The organism is Phenylobacterium sp. GW823-FHT02A09, assembly GCF_058797775.1.
In genome coordinates this window covers 461,372-476,442 of record NZ_JBXAJZ010000001.1, presented here as the reverse complement: position 1 = coordinate 476,442, position 15,071 = coordinate 461,372, and the positions used below count along the sequence as shown (strand labels likewise).

The 15,071-nt window shown below is 69.0% G+C and carries 16 protein-coding genes; 9 read left to right on the top strand and 7 right to left on the bottom strand.

The window, feature by feature from the left end:
• The first annotated feature begins 24 nt into the window (after positions 1-24).
• Both AC1Q87_RS02500 and AC1Q87_RS02495 read left to right on the top strand, forming a co-directional pair.
• Positions 25-777, top strand: coding sequence for a DsbA family protein (locus AC1Q87_RS02500; protein ID WP_492607429.1), 753 nt, complete (start codon positions 25-27; stop codon positions 775-777).
• 96 nt (positions 778-873) lie between these two features.
• Positions 874-2,373, top strand: a complete 1,500-nt coding sequence (locus AC1Q87_RS02495; protein ID WP_492607428.1) for an FAD-dependent oxidoreductase — start codon at positions 874-876, stop codon at positions 2,371-2,373.
• Here the strand turns inward: AC1Q87_RS02495 and AC1Q87_RS02490 are convergent.
• From AC1Q87_RS02490 to thiS, 4 genes are all read right to left on the bottom strand, one after another.
• Positions 2,357-3,151 (bottom strand): SDR family oxidoreductase, encoded by a 795-nt coding sequence (locus tag AC1Q87_RS02490; protein ID WP_492607427.1) that lies wholly within the window; start codon positions 3,149-3,151, stop codon positions 2,357-2,359. The genes AC1Q87_RS02495 and AC1Q87_RS02490 overlap by 17 nt on opposite strands.
• A 61-nt stretch (positions 3,152-3,212) precedes the next feature.
• Positions 3,213-3,863 (bottom strand): 2-hydroxychromene-2-carboxylate isomerase, encoded by a 651-nt coding sequence (locus AC1Q87_RS02485; protein ID WP_492607426.1) that lies wholly within the window; start codon positions 3,861-3,863, stop codon positions 3,213-3,215.
• The gene (locus AC1Q87_RS02480) at positions 3,863-4,651 is read right to left on the bottom strand and encodes a thiazole synthase (protein ID WP_492607425.1); all 789 of its coding nucleotides are present in this window, start codon (positions 4,649-4,651) and stop codon (positions 3,863-3,865) included. The genes AC1Q87_RS02485 and AC1Q87_RS02480 overlap by 1 nt, the downstream gene beginning before the upstream one ends.
• Position 4,652: 1 nt before the next feature.
• The gene (gene thiS / locus AC1Q87_RS02475) at positions 4,653-4,853 is read right to left on the bottom strand and encodes a sulfur carrier protein ThiS (protein ID WP_267234209.1); all 201 of its coding nucleotides are present in this window, start codon (positions 4,851-4,853) and stop codon (positions 4,653-4,655) included.
• An 87-nt stretch (positions 4,854-4,940) separates the two neighbouring features.
• Between thiS and AC1Q87_RS02470 the strand changes: the two genes are divergently transcribed.
• The 4 genes from AC1Q87_RS02470 (at position 4,941) to aat (ending at position 7,950) form a co-directional block, all read left to right on the top strand.
• Positions 4,941-5,390, top strand: coding sequence for a type II 3-dehydroquinate dehydratase (locus AC1Q87_RS02470; protein WP_183770249.1), 450 nt, complete (start codon positions 4,941-4,943; stop codon positions 5,388-5,390).
• Between the two features lie 10 nt (positions 5,391-5,400).
• Positions 5,401-5,880: an acetyl-CoA carboxylase biotin carboxyl carrier protein gene (gene accB, locus AC1Q87_RS02465; RefSeq protein ID WP_492607424.1), complete on the top strand. Its 480-nt coding sequence runs from the start codon at positions 5,401-5,403 to the stop codon at positions 5,878-5,880.
• A 4-nt stretch (positions 5,881-5,884) separates the two neighbouring features.
• Positions 5,885-7,237, top strand: coding sequence for an acetyl-CoA carboxylase biotin carboxylase subunit (gene accC, locus AC1Q87_RS02460; protein ID WP_492607423.1), 1,353 nt, complete (start codon positions 5,885-5,887; stop codon positions 7,235-7,237).
• Between the two features lie 65 nt (positions 7,238-7,302).
• Positions 7,303-7,950, top strand: coding sequence for a leucyl/phenylalanyl-tRNA--protein transferase (aat, locus tag AC1Q87_RS02455; RefSeq protein ID WP_492607422.1), 648 nt, complete (start codon positions 7,303-7,305; stop codon positions 7,948-7,950).
• On the opposite strand, the gene AC1Q87_RS02450 is transcribed toward aat, so the two are convergent.
• Positions 7,890-8,567 (bottom strand): DUF2155 domain-containing protein, encoded by a 678-nt coding sequence (locus AC1Q87_RS02450; protein WP_492607421.1) that lies wholly within the window; start codon positions 8,565-8,567, stop codon positions 7,890-7,892. The genes aat and AC1Q87_RS02450 overlap by 61 nt on opposite strands.
• A 2-nt stretch (positions 8,568-8,569) precedes the next feature.
• On the bottom strand, positions 8,570-8,965 hold the full coding sequence (locus AC1Q87_RS02445; protein ID WP_492607420.1) for an NADH:ubiquinone oxidoreductase subunit NDUFA12: 396 nt from the start codon (positions 8,963-8,965) through the stop codon (positions 8,570-8,572).
• A 168-nt stretch (positions 8,966-9,133) separates the two neighbouring features.
• On the opposite strand from AC1Q87_RS02445, the gene AC1Q87_RS02440 reads away from it, so the two are divergent.
• The 3 genes from AC1Q87_RS02440 to AC1Q87_RS02430 all read left to right on the top strand — a co-directional run bounded on the left by AC1Q87_RS02440 (position 9,134) and on the right by AC1Q87_RS02430 (position 13,163).
• Positions 9,134-11,620: a TSCPD domain-containing protein gene (locus AC1Q87_RS02440; RefSeq protein WP_492607419.1), complete on the top strand. Its 2,487-nt coding sequence runs from the start codon at positions 9,134-9,136 to the stop codon at positions 11,618-11,620.
• A 72-nt stretch (positions 11,621-11,692) separates the two neighbouring features.
• Entirely contained in the window at positions 11,693-12,181 is a 489-nt protein-coding gene (locus AC1Q87_RS02435) for a pentapeptide repeat-containing protein (RefSeq protein WP_492607418.1), read from the top strand.
• A 91-nt stretch (positions 12,182-12,272) separates the two neighbouring features.
• Positions 12,273-13,163: a pentapeptide repeat-containing protein gene (locus AC1Q87_RS02430; RefSeq protein ID WP_492607417.1), complete on the top strand. Its 891-nt coding sequence runs from the start codon at positions 12,273-12,275 to the stop codon at positions 13,161-13,163.
• A 53-nt stretch (positions 13,164-13,216) separates the two neighbouring features.
• Here AC1Q87_RS02430 and aspS read toward each other — a convergent pair whose 3' ends face one another.
• A complete protein-coding gene (gene aspS, locus AC1Q87_RS02425) occupies positions 13,217-15,046 on the bottom strand; it encodes an aspartate--tRNA ligase (protein WP_492607416.1) in 1,830 nt (609 codons plus the stop codon).
• Positions 15,047-15,071 lie beyond the last annotated feature (25 nt).

The following is a 15,071-nucleotide window of genomic DNA, read 5'->3' as shown; positions in this document are numbered from 1 at the left end:
CGCTTCTCACCTAATTGGCCTGACATGACCAAGATTTCCCGCGGCGTCCTCGTCGCCTGCGCCGCCCTCGCACTGCCCCTCGCCGCCTGCCAGAAGCAGGAGGACGACTTCGGCCAGAAGGTCCGCGCCTACCTGCTCGCCCACCCTGAGGTGATCGAAGAGGCGGTCGTGAAGCTGCAGGAAAACAAGCAGGCCGCCGCCCAGGAGGCCGCCAAGGCCTCGCTCGGCAAGTTCCGCGACCAGCTGGAACGCGATCCCCGCGACTTCGTCGCCAATCCGAACGGCACGGTCACGGTCGTCGAGTTCTTCGACTACCGCTGCGGCTACTGCAAGGTCAGCGCGCCCGAGGTGCTGAAGCTGATCAAGGAGAATCCTGACGTCCGCTTCGTGTTCAAGGAGTTCCCGATCTTCGGGGCCGAGAGCAACATCGCCGCCGAGGTCGCCCTGTCCCCCGCGGGCATGCCCAAGAACATCGAGCTGTTCGAGCGCTTCATGGCCGAGAAGGCCCTCGACGAAGCGGCGATCGACCGACACCTGCGGGCCGTCGGGGTGGATCCGGCCGCGGCTCGCGCCGGCGGCGCCAGCGCCGAGGTCAAGAAGCACATCGCCGACACCCGCGCGCTCGCCCAGGCCCTGGCCATCGAGGGCACGCCCGCCTTCGTCGTCGGCGACCGCATCATCCCGGGCGCCGACATCCCGGCCCTGCGGGCGGCGATCGCCGAAGCCAAGACCGGCAAGCTCAAGACCGTCCCCTCGCCGCAGATCGACAAGGGCTAAACCCCCTCGCCAAACTCGGGCTTGCGCCGCACCGCGACGCAGCTAGGCTCCTCAAGAGTGCCTTGAGAGTCTGTCCGTCCGACTACGGCGAGCCGAATGCACGAGCGAGTGCTGATCATCGGAGCTGGTATCGGCGGCCTGTGTTCGGCGCTGGCCCTGGCGCCGACCGGCCGCGATATCGTCATTCTCGAACGTGATCCGGCGCCGCCGCGCGGCGACGCCGATCACGCATTCACCGATTGGACCCGCCGCGGAGTCGGCCATCTGCGCCACAGCCACGCCTTCCTGGCGCGGCTGCGCACCATCATCCGCAACGAACACCCCGAACTGCACGCCGACCTGCTGGCCGCCGGCTGCCGCGAGCTCGGCTTCGAGCGAATGCTCACCGACGTCCACCGCCAGGATTACCGGCCCCAGCCCGCCGACCGCGACTTCGTGGTTCTGACCAGCCGCCGCACGACCCTCGAACTCGTCATCCGCCGCTATGTCGAACGCTATCCGAACGTGCGGATCGATTCGGAGACCTTCGTCCGCCGTCTGCTGACCCAGCGCGACCCGCAGGGCCTGCGCGTGGTCGGGGTGTCCGTGGCCGACGCCGCCGGCGCGCGCGACATCATCGGCGATCTGGTGATCGACGGCGGCGGCCGCACCTCGTCCTGCATCGAGCAGCTCATCGAGGAAGGCGCGAGCATTCCGGAGGAGAGCGAAAGCGCCGGCATCGTCTACTTCACCCGTCACTATCGCCTTCGCCCTGGCGCTCAGGAACCGCAGCGCACCAAGGCCGGCGGCACAGGCGACCTCGGCTTCCTCAAGTTCGGGCTGTTTCCGGGCGACAACGGCTGCTTCTCGATCACCCTCTGCACGCCCGAGCCCGAGCTTGAGCTGCGCAAGGCCATCGTGCGGCCCGAGGTGTTCGACGCCATCTGCGCGCGCCTGCCGGGCCTGGCGCCCTGGGTGGATCCAGCCGTCGCCGAAGGCGTCAGCCGCGTGTTCGGCATGGGCGAACTGCAAAGCCGTTGGCGTGAGATCGCTGGCGAGGGCGTTCCACCGCTGCTGGGCTACTTCCCGGTCGGCGACGCCCTGGTCCGCACCAATCCGCTCTATGGCCGCGGCTGCTCATTCGCCGCCGTCACCGCCTACGCCTTGCGCGACGTGCTCGTCTCGACGGGCGATCCGGCTGACCGCGTGCTGGCCTTCCAGGCCAAGGTCACCGACGAACTGCGGCCCTACTATCTCAACATGCGCGACCAGGACCGCGCCGCGATCCGTCGATCGCGCCAGCACCTCACGCCCGGCTATCGTCCCAGCCTGCGCAGCCGGGTGATCAAGAGCTTCCTTGAGGACGGCGTGAACATCGCTATCCGCTCGGACGCCAACCTGCTGCGCGAGGCCCTCCGGGGCTTCCATATGCTGGAGCATCCGTCCGCTTGGCTGAAGCGCCCCGACAACCTCGCCAAGGTGCTGCGCTACTGGGCCACCGGCCGGGACCGGAAGGCGCACGTCTATCCGCCGACGCCCGGGCCGAACCGCGCGGATATGTTCCAGCAGCTGGGCCTGCCGGCCGAGGCCGACATGATCCCTAAGGCGGCGCGTTGAACAGCCCGCCCTGGGCCATCTGATCGCGCACCGCTTCCGGCGTCAGGGTCGCGGCCTTGTCCAGTTCGACCAGTTCCGGCGGCACGTACCAGTGCAGCTTGTCGGCGTGGTAGGCCGCCCAGACCGCCTTGGCGACTTCCACCGGCGGGATGGCTCGGAACATGCCCTCTTTGGGCGCCGCCTCGGCCACGCCCGGCGGCAGGATCGGCGTGTCGATCACCCCGGGCAGCACGTCCGCCACCCGCACCCCATAGGCCTTGAACTCGACCGACAGCGCCTCGGACAGACCCTTCACCGCATGCTTGGTGGCCGAATAGACCGCGATGTTGGCCATGCCGAAGGTCGCCGAGGACGACGAGGTCGTGAAGCACAGAGAGTTGGGAGTCGCCTTGAGCAGCCCGATCGCCTCATGGATGCCGATCAGCACGCCTATCAGGTTGACCTGCACGACCGCGATCACGTCCTCGAACGGCTGCTCGGCGAACGGGCCGCCGCGGCCGATGCCGGCGTTGTTGTAGAGCAGGTCCATCTGCCCGCCGGTCGCCTCGGCGAAGCCTGCGAGCGCCGCGCGGTAGTCATCACGGTCGGTGACATCCAGCCGGCGGACCACGCAATTGTCGGGGCCAAGCTCGGCCTTCAGCGCCTCCAGGCCCGCCTCGTTGACGTCGTAGCCGCCGACGAACCAGCCCTGGCCGGCGAACAGCCTGGCCGTCTCGCGGCCCATGCCCGAGGCCGCGCCGGTGATGAAGATGGACTTGCGGCCGTTGGACTTGCCCATGCGCCCCTCCCGTTTTCCGGGAGCCTAGAGCGCCTTCCGTCACGGAACGCCGCTGAATTTTTCAGGCGCGCTTCTGCAGGCCGCGCTGCTTCATGCGCCACACCAGCACGTCGAAGCGATCCTGACCGAAGAAGGGCTCGCCGTCGAAGACCATGGTCGGCACGCCCCAATGGCCGCTCTCGCGGTGGGCGACCTGGTTGGCCTCGATCTCGGCGGCGATCTCGTCCTGCTTGCCGGCGGCCTCGGCCTGCAGCTGCGCCATATCCAAGCCCGCCCGCTCGATGGCCCGCGCCAGCTTGTCGCCCTCGTTCCAGGGCATGTCCTGGCCGTTCCAGATCAGCCGCGAGACCTCGTCATAGAAGGCCAGCGCCTGCGGCTTGTGGGCGGCGATCGCGCCCAGCGGCATCAGCAGGTCCAGGTGCGGCTGCTCCGCCGCCCCGTTCAGGTTCTGCCCGATGACCACGGGGTCGGGGTTCGGCCAGACCAGCGGCAGGCCCAGGAAGTCCCCGAGCCGCCGAACGTCGCGTACCAGATAGGGCACGAACAGCGGGTCCTGCTTGGTGAAGAAGCCCTCCGAGCGCACCGCCAGCGGATAGACCGGCCGCATCCGGACGTCGACGTCGTAGGTCTCAGCCAATTCCCGCAAGCGCGGGACCACCAGGTAGGAATAGGGGCTGCGGAAGGACCAGTAGACGTCGACGCCAAGGCTCATCAGATCAGACCGGATAGCGGGGATGATGGCTCAGCATACATACGTTTTGGCATACGTCCTGCCAAAAATGCTTCCCGCCCCGCGATCACGGCATGCTTCATGGCTACGGCCATGCGGATGGGGTCTTTGGCCCCGGCGATGGCGGTGTTCATCAGCACCGCGTCGCAGCCGGTCTCCATCGCCAGCGTGGCGTCCGAGGCCGTACCGACCCCGGCGTCGACCAGCACCGGCACCTTGGACTGCTCGATGATCAGCCCCAGGTTCAGGAAGTTCTGGATGCCGCGGCCGGAGCCGATCGGGGCCGCCGCCGGCATGATCGCCGCCGCGCCCGCGTCCTCCAGCTTCTTGGCGTAGACCGGGTCGTCGCTGCAGTAGACCATCACCTGGAAGCCGTCGGCGACCAGCAGCTTCAGCGCCCGCAGGGTCTCTTCCATGTCCGGCAGCAGGTGCTTGGTGTCCGACAGCACCTCCAGCTTCACCAGGTCCCAGCCGCCGGCCTCACGCGCCAGGCGCAGCGTGCGGATGGCGTCCTCGCCGGTGAAGCAGCCCGCGGTATTGGGCAGGAAGGTGAAGCGGTCGGGCTTCACATAGTCGACCAGCATCGGCTGGTTCGGATCGGACAGGTTCACGCGGCGCACCGCCACGGTGACGATTTCCGCGCCTGCCGCCTCGGCCGCGGCGGCGTTCTCTGCGTAGTCCTTGTACTTCCCCGTCCCGACGATCAGCCGCGAGGTGAAGGTCCGGCCCGCCACGCTCCAGGTGTCTTCCTTGTGGGTAGACCCGTCCATGTCAGCCGCCTCCGATAAAATGCACAATCTCGATGCGGTCGCCGTCGGCGAGCGCGGTCTGTCCATAGGCCGATCGCGGTACGATCTCCAGGTTGCGCTCCACCGCCACCTTGCGCGCATCCAGGCCCAGTTCCGCCACCAGGGCGGCCACGCTCGACACCCCGCCGAAGGCCCTTTGTTCCCCGTTGATGGTCAGCGTCATGACGCCCTCGTGAAGCTTGGAGTTTCCGAATGCTTGTGACCCCCGCCGCCGCCCGTTACAAGACGGCGGAATCGACGGCGGAGCCGAATGTCGAAACCGATCTATGTGCTTAGCGGGCCCAACCTCAACCTCTTGGGGGTCCGGGAGCCGGAGATTTACGGAAAGGAGACGCTGGAGGACGTCCGCACTCGTTGCGAACGCCGCGCCGGCGCCCTCGGTCATGCCGTGGTCTTCCGCCAATCCAACCATGAAGGCCAGCTCATCGACTGGGTGCAGGAAGCCCGGACCGAGGCCTGCGCCGTCGTGATCAATCCTGCGGGCTATGGTCACACGTCCGTGGCCCTGCTGGACGCCCTGAAGACACTCGATATTCCTGTCGTCGAATGTCACCTGTCCAACCCGGCGGCGCGCGAAGCGTTCCGTCGTGAAACCTATGTGTCCCTCGTCGCCACCGGGGTCGTCTCCGGCTTCGGCGGGGCGAGCTACGAACTGGCCGTCGAGGCCGCCGCGGGCCTGGCCCGTCAAAGCCAAAACTAAGGATTATCAAATGGCTAGCAGTCCGAAGGCCCCCGCCGATCCGATCGACGCGCGGCTGGTGCGCAAACTGGCCGACATTCTCACCGAGACCGGCCTGACCGAGATCGAAGTCGAGCACAACGACCTCAAGATCCGCGTCGCCAAGACCGCCGCCCCGGCGGCCGTCCAATACGCCCCGGCTCCGGCCGCCTACGCGGCCGCTCCGGCCGCCGCTGCGCCGGCCGGCGAAGCCGCGCCCGCCGCCGTCGAACGCAAGGGCGATGTCGTGAAGTCGCCGATGGTCGGCACCGTCTACCTGCAGCCGCAGCCCGACGCTCCGGCCTTCGTGAAGGTCGGCGACACGGTCACCGCCGGTCAGACCCTGCTGATCGTCGAAGCCATGAAGACGATGAACCCGATCCCCGCCCCGCGTGCCGGCAAGATCGTCGAGATCATCGTCCAGGACGCTCAGCCGGTCGAATTCGGCGAACCGCTGATCGTCATCGAGTAAGTCGATGTTCGACAAAATTCTCATCGCCAATCGCGGCGAGATCGCCCTGCGGGTCCACCGGGCCTGCAAGGAAATGGGCATCTCCACCGTGGCGGTCCATTCCGAGGCCGACACCGGCGCCATGTGGGTGCGGCTGGCCGACGAAAGCGTCTGCATCGGCCCGGCCCCCGCCGCCAAGTCGTACCTGAACATCCCCTCGATCATCGCCGCGGCGGAGATCACGGGCGCCCAGGCGATCCACCCGGGCTACGGCTTCCTGTCGGAGAACGCGCGCTTCGCCGAGATCGTGGCCGCGCACGGCTTCACCTTCATCGGTCCGACCGCCGAGCACATCAAGATGATGGGCGACAAGATCACCGCCAAGCAGGCGGTGAAGGAAGCGGGCATCCCGGTGGTGCCCGGCTCCGACGGCGCCGTCACGACCGAAGAAGAGGCCTTCGCGGCGGCCAAGGAAATCGGCTTCCCCGTGCTCATCAAGGCCGCCGCCGGCGGCGGCGGGCGCGGCATGAAGGTCGCTCAGACCGAGGAAGACCTCTACGAGGCGGTCTCCACCGCCCGCGCCGAGGCCAAGGCCGCCTTCGGCGACGACGCGGTCTACATGGAGCGCTACCTCCAGACTCCGCGCCACATCGAGATCCAGGTCATCGCCGACAAGTTCGGCAATGTCTGCCATCTGGGCGAACGCGACTGTTCGCTGCAGCGCCGTCACCAGAAGGTGCTCGAGGAAGCCCCCTCGCCCGTCATCGACGCCGCCGGCCGCGCCAAGATCGGCAAGGTCGTGGTCGACGCCATCAAGGCCATCGGCTACCTCGGCGTCGGCACGATCGAGTTCCTGTACGAGAACGGCGAGTTCTTCTTCATCGAGATGAACACCCGCCTGCAGGTCGAGCACCCGGTCACCGAGGCCATCACCGGCATCGACCTGGTGCGCGAGCAGATCCGCATCGCCGCGGGCCTGCCGCTGTCGTTCAAGCAGGAAGACGTCGTGTTCGAGGGCCACGCCATCGAATGCCGGATCAACGCCGAGAACCCGAAGACCTTCATGCCGTCGCCCGGCCTGGTCACGGACTTCCACGCGCCCGGCGGCCTGGGCGTGCGCCTCGATAGCGCGCTCTACGCCGGCTACTCGATCCCGCCCACCTACGACAGCCTGATCGGCAAACTGATCGTCCACGGCCGCGACCGCGAAGAGTGCATCGCTCGCGTCAACCGCTGCCTGAACGAGATGGTGGTCGGCGGCATCGAGACCTCGATCCCGCTGTTCCAGGAACTGCTGCACCAGCCCGACTTCCTCGCCGGCGACTACAACATCCACTGGCTCGAACGCTGGATGAAGTCGCAGCAGGAAGAAGCCTGACCCTGACATCCTCCTCCGCTAGCGCGGGGGAGGAAAGTCCCGGCCAAATCCAATAGACTGCCGCCATGAAACGCTTCGGCCCCCGCGAGCTCCTTGAGTGCTACGGCCGCGGCGTGTTCCCCATGGCCGATGCGCGCGAAGACGACCGGGTCTTCCTGATCGATCCCGAAAAGCGCGGCGTCGTCCCGCTCGACGGCTTCCACATCTCGCGCCGCCTGGCCCGCACCGTGCGGGGCGATCCCTTCGACATCCGCATCGACACCGCCTTCTCGCGCGTGGTCCTCGAATGCGCCGCGCCCAAGCCTGGCCGCACCGAGACCTGGATCAACGGGGTCATCGAGGACCTCTACGCCCAGCTGTTCGAGATGGGCCACGCTCACAGCGTCGAGTGCTGGCTCGGCGACGAACTGGTCGGCGGCCTTTATGGCGTCTCGCTCGGCGCCGCCTTCTTCGGCGAGAGCATGTTCAGCCGCCGCACCGACGCCTCCAAGGTGGCGCTGGTGCATCTGGTCGCGCGGCTGCTCAGCGACGGCTACCGGCTGCTCGACGCCCAGTTCATCACCGACCACCTGTCGACCTTCGGGGCGGTCGAGATCCCGCGGGCGGAGTATCACCGCCGCCTGGCCCGCGCGCTTGAGGCGCAGGCGTCGCTTCAGCGCGCCGCGGTCGGAACCGGCGCAGCCGCCCTGCAGGTGATCAGCCAGGCGTCGTAGATCGGGTGTTCCAACGGGTTCAGGCCCGGCGAGGACGCGTACATCCAGCCGCGGAACGCTTGGCGCGGTGGCGGGGTCGGCTTCCCGGGCGCGGCGCGCGGCTGGGATTCCACGGTCACATGCGCGACCGAGTCCTCGACCGCCTCATCGGCCGCCGAGCGTTCGCAGGCCTTCACCGTGAAGACGAGGTTCTTGTAGCGCACCGGCCGGCCGACAGCGGCCTCGAAGCGCATGGATTCCGCCGAGACCTTGTCCAGCGCCTGGATGACGGCGACGTCGTAGCGGGCGCGCTTGGCCGCCTCGGCGGGCTTGGCCGCGACCTGAGCCTTCGGCGGCGGCGCTTCCTCGACCTCTTCGGCCGCGATCGGCGGGGCCGCGACGGGCGGCGGCGGGGCCACCTGGGCGGGCGGAGCCTCCTCGCGAACGGGCGGCGGCTGCGCGACCGGCGGCGTTGCGGTTCCATTGGGGGCCTGCGTCGGCGGGGGGGCCGGCGGCGGCTGCAGCAGCGGCGGTTGGGCGGGCTGCTGGCTCGGAGATGTCGGCTGCGCGCGCACCACGCCGGCGCCCGCCAGGGCGCTCAGCACCGCCAATCCGGCAAGGGTGCGGCCGCGCGACATGCCTATTCGGGCCGCCAGGCCTCGTAGTCGCCCGACGCCTTCTGACGCTCGCCGCCCCGGGCGATCGAGCCCTGCGGCTTCCAGGCGTGCACGGTGCCGGTCAGGTTCGGCAGGTGATCCTTTTCCCACTCCTGGCGCTTCAGCGGCGCCGTGGTCGGCGGTTCGTCGAAGGTGTAGTGCAGCCAGCCGTGCCAGTCGGCCGGGACCTTCGAGGCCTCGGCATAGCCGTTGTAGATGACCCAGCGCCGCTTGCGGCCCTTGTCGTACGACTTCCGATCGTCCCGGGCTTCGTAGTAGCTGTTGCCCAGCTCGTCCTTGCCGATGAACACGCTGCCGCGAACCGTGTTGCGGATGCCGATGGTCGCGCCGTTCCACCAGGTGAAGATATTCTTGAGCACGTTTGGGAATTCCAGACAGACAGGAAGCGGCCGGACTATAGGCGCCCGGCGCTTCACCGTCCAGCCGCACGAAATCCGCAATATGTTGGGGATAGGCGCCCCACGAACCGCAACATCTATTGCCCGCGTTAACGACGCTGCTAGACTCGCCCGACGGGAGAGCCGGATATGGGTGCAGAAGCGGCAAGGATCGAACGGCGGACGCTCGAGCGCGCGTCCAGCGTAGCCGACGTTCTGGCCCCCGCGTCATGGACCGACGCGCGGGTCGAGGCCTGGCTCGACTGGCTGGGCGAGGACGCCGACCTGCCCGCCGCCGTGTTCCGCTTCGCCGAAGACCTCGTGCAGCGCGGCGATTCGGCGGCGCTGTTCGAGACCGCCCGCGCCCGGGCCGCCTTCCGTCGCGATCTCGGCGCGGCCATGTTGGCTGGCCAGATCGCCATGTCCTGGCCGCGGGTCGACGCGGCGACGCCCGTCGTCAAGCTTGGCGACGCCTGCGCGCCAGCGCTGTCCGCCCTGCGCGCCCAGCGCCGCGGCCGCGCGATGGCGCGCGCCGCCGCCCGCGAGATGGGCGCCCGACTCCAAGCGGTCATGGACTCTATCCTGCGCTGCGAAGGCGATCCGGCCGCCTGCGCCGACCTGCGCGCCAACGCCAGCCTCGCCCGCAGCGCCGAGGCCGCCCGTCCCGCCGGCGCCACCGATGCGATGATCCTCGACGCCATCGCCCTGGCCAAGGCCGGCGAACTCGAATGGGCCGCCGCCGATCCGGATTTCGGCGCCGTCGAGGACCTGGAACTGATCTGTGTCGCCGCTGGCGCGCCCGAGCCGTCGCTCGCCGCGGCGGCCTGGGAGACCGGCGCCCTCGCCGTCGCCATCACCCCCGATATCGCCCACGGCGTCGCCCGCGCCTGGGGCGGCGCACGGGGCGCCGTGAACCTGATGAGTTTCGGGTCGGGGCCAGACTTCGACGCCGCCGCCTTCGCCTCGGCCGTCGCGCTGTTGGCGGCCGCATTGGCCGCGGTCGGCGGTGAGCGCCCCGCGTCGCTGGGCCTGGCCGGTGTCGCCGACTGGCTCGTCGCCCAGGGCCTGACCTACGACTCCGACGCGGGCCGCACGGCCGTCCGGGACCTATACCGGCACGCCGCCTCCGCATGCGTCGCCTCAGGCGCCAAGCTCAACGGCGGCCTGGCGATCTTCGACGATCCGGATCTCGCCCTGCGGCTCGGCGGGGCCAGCGCCTCGGCCGCCCCCTGGCTGGGCCCCGTCACCGTCGCCCAGACCGAGGACGGCGTGCTGACCCGGGTGATGACCGAGTCCGCGCTCAGCGGCCTGGCCGCGCTCGGTGCGGACCTATCCCAGGCGCGCGCCTGGCTGCTTGGCGGCCAGGACCTCTCGGAGGCCCCCGGCGTCGACCACGCCGCCCTCGCCGCCCGCGGTTTCACCGATCACGAGATCGCCCAGGCCGAGGCCGCCCTGCCCTTCGCCGCGACCCTCGCCGAGGCCTTCTCCGCCATCGACGCCGGCTTCCTCTGCGACGTGCTCGGCGCCACCGACGCCGATCTCGCCGATCCGGGCCTCAATGTGCTCAAGCTGGCCGGCTTTGGGGACGAGGAGATCGCCCAGGCCGAGGCCTACGCCATGGGCTCCGGCGCGCTCTCGCAGGCCGACTTCCTCACCGCCGCCCAGCAAGCGGTGTTCGAAACCGCCGACGAGTTGGGGCCCGAGCCCTACTTCGCCGTGCTGGCCGTCATCGCCCACGCCCTCGCTGTGCCGGCCATGGCCGACCTGGAGCTGGAATGGGACACCACCCCGGCCGACGCCGCCGGCGTGATCGCCATGGCTGTCCACGCCAAAGCCCCGGCTCTGCGCATGCGGCGCGCCGCCGCCCCGGCCGACATGGTGCTGGACCTGCCCAAGGCGAGCGAGCCGCCGCCCCGCACGGTCCGCGAACCAGAGCCCGAGGCCCGCGCCCCGCAACCCGAACGGATCGTCGAGCGCATCGTCGAGCGCGACCGCACCCGCCGCAAATTGCCCGACCGCCGCAAGGGCTACATCCAGAAGGCCAGCGTCGGCGGCCACAAGGTCTACCTGCACACCGGCGAATACGAGGATGGCGAGCTCGGCGAGATCTTCATCGACATGCACAAGGAAGGCGCCGCCTTCCGCTCGCTGATGAACAACTTCGCCATCGCGATCTCGATCGGCCTGCAGTACGGCGTGCCGCTCGACGAGTTCGTTGAGGCCTTCGTCTTCACCCGCTTCGAGCCGGCCGGCCCGGTCACGGGCAACGACTCCGTGCGCTCGGCGACCTCGATCCTCGACTACCTGTTCCGAGAGCTCGGCGTCTCCTATCTGGGCCGCAACGACCTGGCCAACGCCGATCCGGACGAGCTCAACGCCGACGGGCTGGGCGACGGCAAGAGCGACGACGAGGACGGCCCCCAGCCGGCCAGCCACTTCATCTCCCGCGGCTTCGCCCGCGGCGCGGCGCCCGACAACCTGGTCTTCCTGCCCAGCGCAGCCGCCCGGCCTCCGGCGGCCGAGGCGGACGTCTGTGCGGCCTGCGGCGACATCGCCGTCGTCCGCAAAGGCGCCAGCCTGATCTGCGAGACCTGCGGAACCCGGGCGACGCCGCAGGGCGGCGACATGACCGGATGACGCCGTTCGGCGGCGGTCACCTCGCCTTAAAGCTTCACCGCTAAGCAAGGAGCCCTTGTCGGAGGGCTCCTCATGAAACCGCTCGTCGCGATCGGCATCCTCGCCGCCCTCGCCGTGGCTGCGCCTGCCAGCGCTCAGAACGCCGGCCAGATCGGCCAGGCGCGCCGGGGTGCCAGCTGCCCCAAGTGCAATCTCTTCCAGGCCGACATGGCCGGGCTGGAGATGCGCGGCCAGAATTTCGCCGGTGCTCGACTGCGCCAGGCCGACCTGTCCCTGGCGGTGATGAATCGCGTGAACTTCTCCGGCGCCGACCTGCGCGACGTCGAAGCCTATGGCGGGGTGTTCTCCAGTTCGAATTTCGCGGGCGCCGACCTCACCAATTCGAGCTTCGTGGGCACGCACCTCAGCGGGACGAATTTCGCCGGCGCCAAGCTCGACGGGGCCAATTTTTCCGGAGCCGAGCTCGATGGCGCACGCGGCTTGTCTCAAGCCCAGCTGAACCGCGCCTGCGGGGATGGTTCGACCCAGCTGCCCGGCGGCCTGCGCATCCCCAGCTGCTAGCTAAGCTGCTGACAATTACCGCGAATTAAGTAGCGTCCACAGGGTGTCGAGAGCACATGCTCACATCATGGACCAACAACGCCAAGCTTCGATGCCTCGTCTGACGCGTTCCCTGCCCGCCCTCTCGGCCCTGGTCGCCGTGGCGCTCGCCGCCGTTCCCGGCATGGCCAGCGCCAATATGGGCGACAAGGACGTGGCGCGGATGGTCTCGTTCGGCGGCGCCTGCGCCAAGTGCGAGCTGTCGGGCCGCAAGCTGGCCGGCGCGCAGTTCGTCGGCGCCAACTTCGCCCAGGCCGCGCTGGTCGGTTCCGACCTGCGCGACGCCCGCTTCCTCGGCGCCAACTTCAGCGGCGCGGACCTGTCGCGCGCCGACCTCAGCGACGCCCAGATGGTCGGCGCCAACTTCACCACCGCGGTGCTGACCGACGCGCGGCTGCGCGGAGTCGAGGCCCGCGGCGTCAACTTCGCCGCCGCCAACCTCGCCCGCGCCGATCTGCGCGACGCCGCCGGCGCCGGCTCCAACTTCAGCAAGGCCAATCTCTCCAACGCCTCGCTGCGCGGGGCCGAATTGCGCGCCGCCAACTTCTCCAAGGCCAACGCCCGCGCCGCCGACTTCCGCGACGCGGCGCTGACCGGAGCCAATCTGGGCTCGGGCGCCTTTGACCACGCCTCGTTCCGCGACGCCGATCTTTCAGCGGCCAGCCTCACCGGCGCGACCTTCGTGAACACCGACTTCCGCGGCGCGACCATGAGCGGCGCCAACATCGCCGGGGTCGACCTCTCCCGCGCCAAGGGCCTGGAACAGGACCAGCTCGACAACGCCTGCGCCGACGGCGCTACGCGCACGCCGGCCGGCCTGGTCGCCAAGGCCTGCCATCGCGGCGCCCGCGTCCGCGTCGTCAGCCGCAGCCCAGCGCCTCCGGCTCCGCCAGCGCCCCCCGCGCCGCCGGCCCCGCCGCGCTACTTCGCCTCGGTCGACTGAGGACACAAAAAAAGGGGGCCGCCGGCCCCCCTTTCCGTATCTGTCGTCTGGCCTCAGACCTTGATCGGCGGGGCCAGGCGGATGTGCAGTTCCTTGAGCTGCTTCTCCAGCACCTCAGACGGCGCGTTCATCAGCAGGTCCTGGCCCTGCTGGTTCAGCGGGAAGGCGATGACCTCACGGATCGCGGTCTCACCAGCCAGCAGCATGACGATCCGGTCGATGCCGGGCGCCAGGCCGCCGTGCGGCGGCGCGCCGTGACGGAAGGCGTTCAGCATGCCGCCAAACTCTTCCTCGACGACGTTGGAGCCGTAGCCGGCGAGTTCGAACGCCTTCACCATCACCTCGGGAAGGTGGTTCCGGATCGCACCCGAGCACAGCTCGTAGCCGTTGCAGACGATGTCGTACTGGAACGCGCGGATGGTCAGCGGGTCCTGGTTCAGCAGCGCGTCGAGGCCGCCTTGCGGCATCGAGAACGGGTTGTGCGAGAAGTCGACCTTCTGCTCTTCCTCGCTCCACTCGAACATCGGGAAGTCGACGATCCAGCAGAACTTGAACTGGTCCTCGTCGACCAGCTTGAGGTCCGTGCCGACCTTCGTCCGGGCGGAGCCCGCGAACTTCGCGAACACTTTCGGATCGCCCGCCACGAAGAAGGCCGCGTCGCCCTGCCCCATGCCGATACCGCTCATCAGCGCGGCGGTCGCATCCGGGCCCAGATTCTTGGCGATCGGGCCGCCCCAGCCGCCCTGGTCTTCCGACCAGAAGATGTAGCCCAGGCCCGGCTGGCCTTCGCCCTGCGCCCAGCTGTTCATGCGGTCGCAGAACGCGCGGCTGCCGCCCTTCGGCGCCGGGATCGCCCAGACGGCGTTCTTGGCGTCTTCCAGGATGCGCGCGAACAGGCCGAACCCGCCGCCGCGGAAGCGCTCGGAGACGTCCTGCATGACGATCGGGTTGCGCAGGTCGGGCTTGTCGGTGCCGTAGCGGGCCATCGACTGCACGTAGGTCAGGCGCTCGAAGCCCTGGTGCTCGATGGTCTTGCCGAAGTCGTCGACGTAGGACATCGACTGGTCGATCGGCGAGACGCGCTTGCCGCCGCCGAACTCCACGAACACCCCGTGCATCACCGGCTCGATCGCCGCGAACACGTCCTCTTGGGTCACGAAGCTCATCTCGACGTCGAGCTGGTAGAACTCGAGCGAGCGGTCGGCGCGCAGGTCTTCGTCACGGAAGCACGGCGCGATCTGGAAGTAGCGGTCGAAGCCCGAGACCATCAGCAGCTGCTTGAACTGCTGGGGCGCCTGCGGCAGCGCGTAGAACTTGGTCGGGTGCATCCGCGAGGGCACCAGGAAGTCGCGCGCGCCTTCCGGCGACGAGGCCGTCAGGATCGGCGTCTGGTACTCCAGGAAGCCCTGGTCGATCATGCGGTTGCGGATCGAGTGGATCACCTTCGAGCGCAGCACGATGTTCCGGTGCAGCGTCTCACGGCGCAGGTCCAGATAGCGGTGCTTGAGGCGGATCTCTTCCGGATAGTCCGGCTCACCGAAGACCGGCAGCGGCAGTTCGGCGGCTTCCGACAGCACTTCGACGGTGCGCACACGAACCTCGACCTCGCCGGTCGGCAGGTTTGCGTTCACGGTTTCCGGGCTGCGGGCCACGACCTCGCCGTCGATGCGGATGACGCTCTCGGCGCGCAGGCGCTCGATGACGTCGAAGCCGGGGGTCTCCGGGCTGATGACCAGCTGGGTCAGACCATAGTGGTCGCGCAGGTCGATGAAGACCAGACCGCCGTGGTCGCGCTTGCGGTGGATCCAGCCCGAAAGGCGGACAGTCTTGCCCGTGTCGGCGGCGCGAAGAGCGCCTGCGGTATGGGTGCGGTAGGCGTGCATGGGGAGTCGCTAAGGCTCTGAAAAT

Excerpts from the sequence above, each read along its gene's own strand:
- AC1Q87_RS02500 (WP_492607429.1), top strand. The coding sequence starts at position 25 with ATGACCAAGATTTCCCGCGGCGTCCTCGTCGCCTGCGCCGCCCTCGCA.
- AC1Q87_RS02480 (WP_492607425.1), bottom strand. The coding sequence starts at position 4,651 with ATGGACGGGTCTACCCACAAGGAAGACACCTGGAGCGTGGCGGGCCGG.
- AC1Q87_RS02435 (WP_492607418.1), top strand. The coding sequence starts at position 11,693 with ATGAAACCGCTCGTCGCGATCGGCATCCTCGCCGCCCTCGCCGTGGCT.
- accB (WP_492607424.1), top strand. The coding sequence starts at position 5,401 with ATGGCTAGCAGTCCGAAGGCCCCCGCCGATCCGATCGACGCGCGGCTG.
- aspS (WP_492607416.1), bottom strand. The coding sequence starts at position 15,046 with ATGCACGCCTACCGCACCCATACCGCAGGCGCTCTTCGCGCCGCCGAC.
- AC1Q87_RS02450 (WP_492607421.1), bottom strand. The coding sequence starts at position 8,567 with ATGTCGCGCGGCCGCACCCTTGCCGGATTGGCGGTGCTGAGCGCCCTG.
- thiS (WP_267234209.1), bottom strand. The coding sequence starts at position 4,853 with ATGACGCTGACCATCAACGGGGAACAAAGGGCCTTCGGCGGGGTGTCG.
- AC1Q87_RS02430 (WP_492607417.1), top strand. The coding sequence starts at position 12,273 with ATGCCTCGTCTGACGCGTTCCCTGCCCGCCCTCTCGGCCCTGGTCGCC.
- accC (WP_492607423.1), top strand. The coding sequence starts at position 5,885 with ATGTTCGACAAAATTCTCATCGCCAATCGCGGCGAGATCGCCCTGCGG.
- AC1Q87_RS02470 (WP_183770249.1), top strand. The coding sequence starts at position 4,941 with ATGTCGAAACCGATCTATGTGCTTAGCGGGCCCAACCTCAACCTCTTG.
- AC1Q87_RS02490 (WP_492607427.1), bottom strand. The coding sequence starts at position 3,151 with ATGGGCAAGTCCAACGGCCGCAAGTCCATCTTCATCACCGGCGCGGCC.
- AC1Q87_RS02485 (WP_492607426.1), bottom strand. The coding sequence starts at position 3,863 with ATGAGCCTTGGCGTCGACGTCTACTGGTCCTTCCGCAGCCCCTATTCC.
- AC1Q87_RS02495 (WP_492607428.1), top strand. The coding sequence starts at position 874 with ATGCACGAGCGAGTGCTGATCATCGGAGCTGGTATCGGCGGCCTGTGT.
- aat (WP_492607422.1), top strand. The coding sequence starts at position 7,303 with ATGAAACGCTTCGGCCCCCGCGAGCTCCTTGAGTGCTACGGCCGCGGC.
- AC1Q87_RS02440 (WP_492607419.1), top strand. The coding sequence starts at position 9,134 with ATGGGTGCAGAAGCGGCAAGGATCGAACGGCGGACGCTCGAGCGCGCG.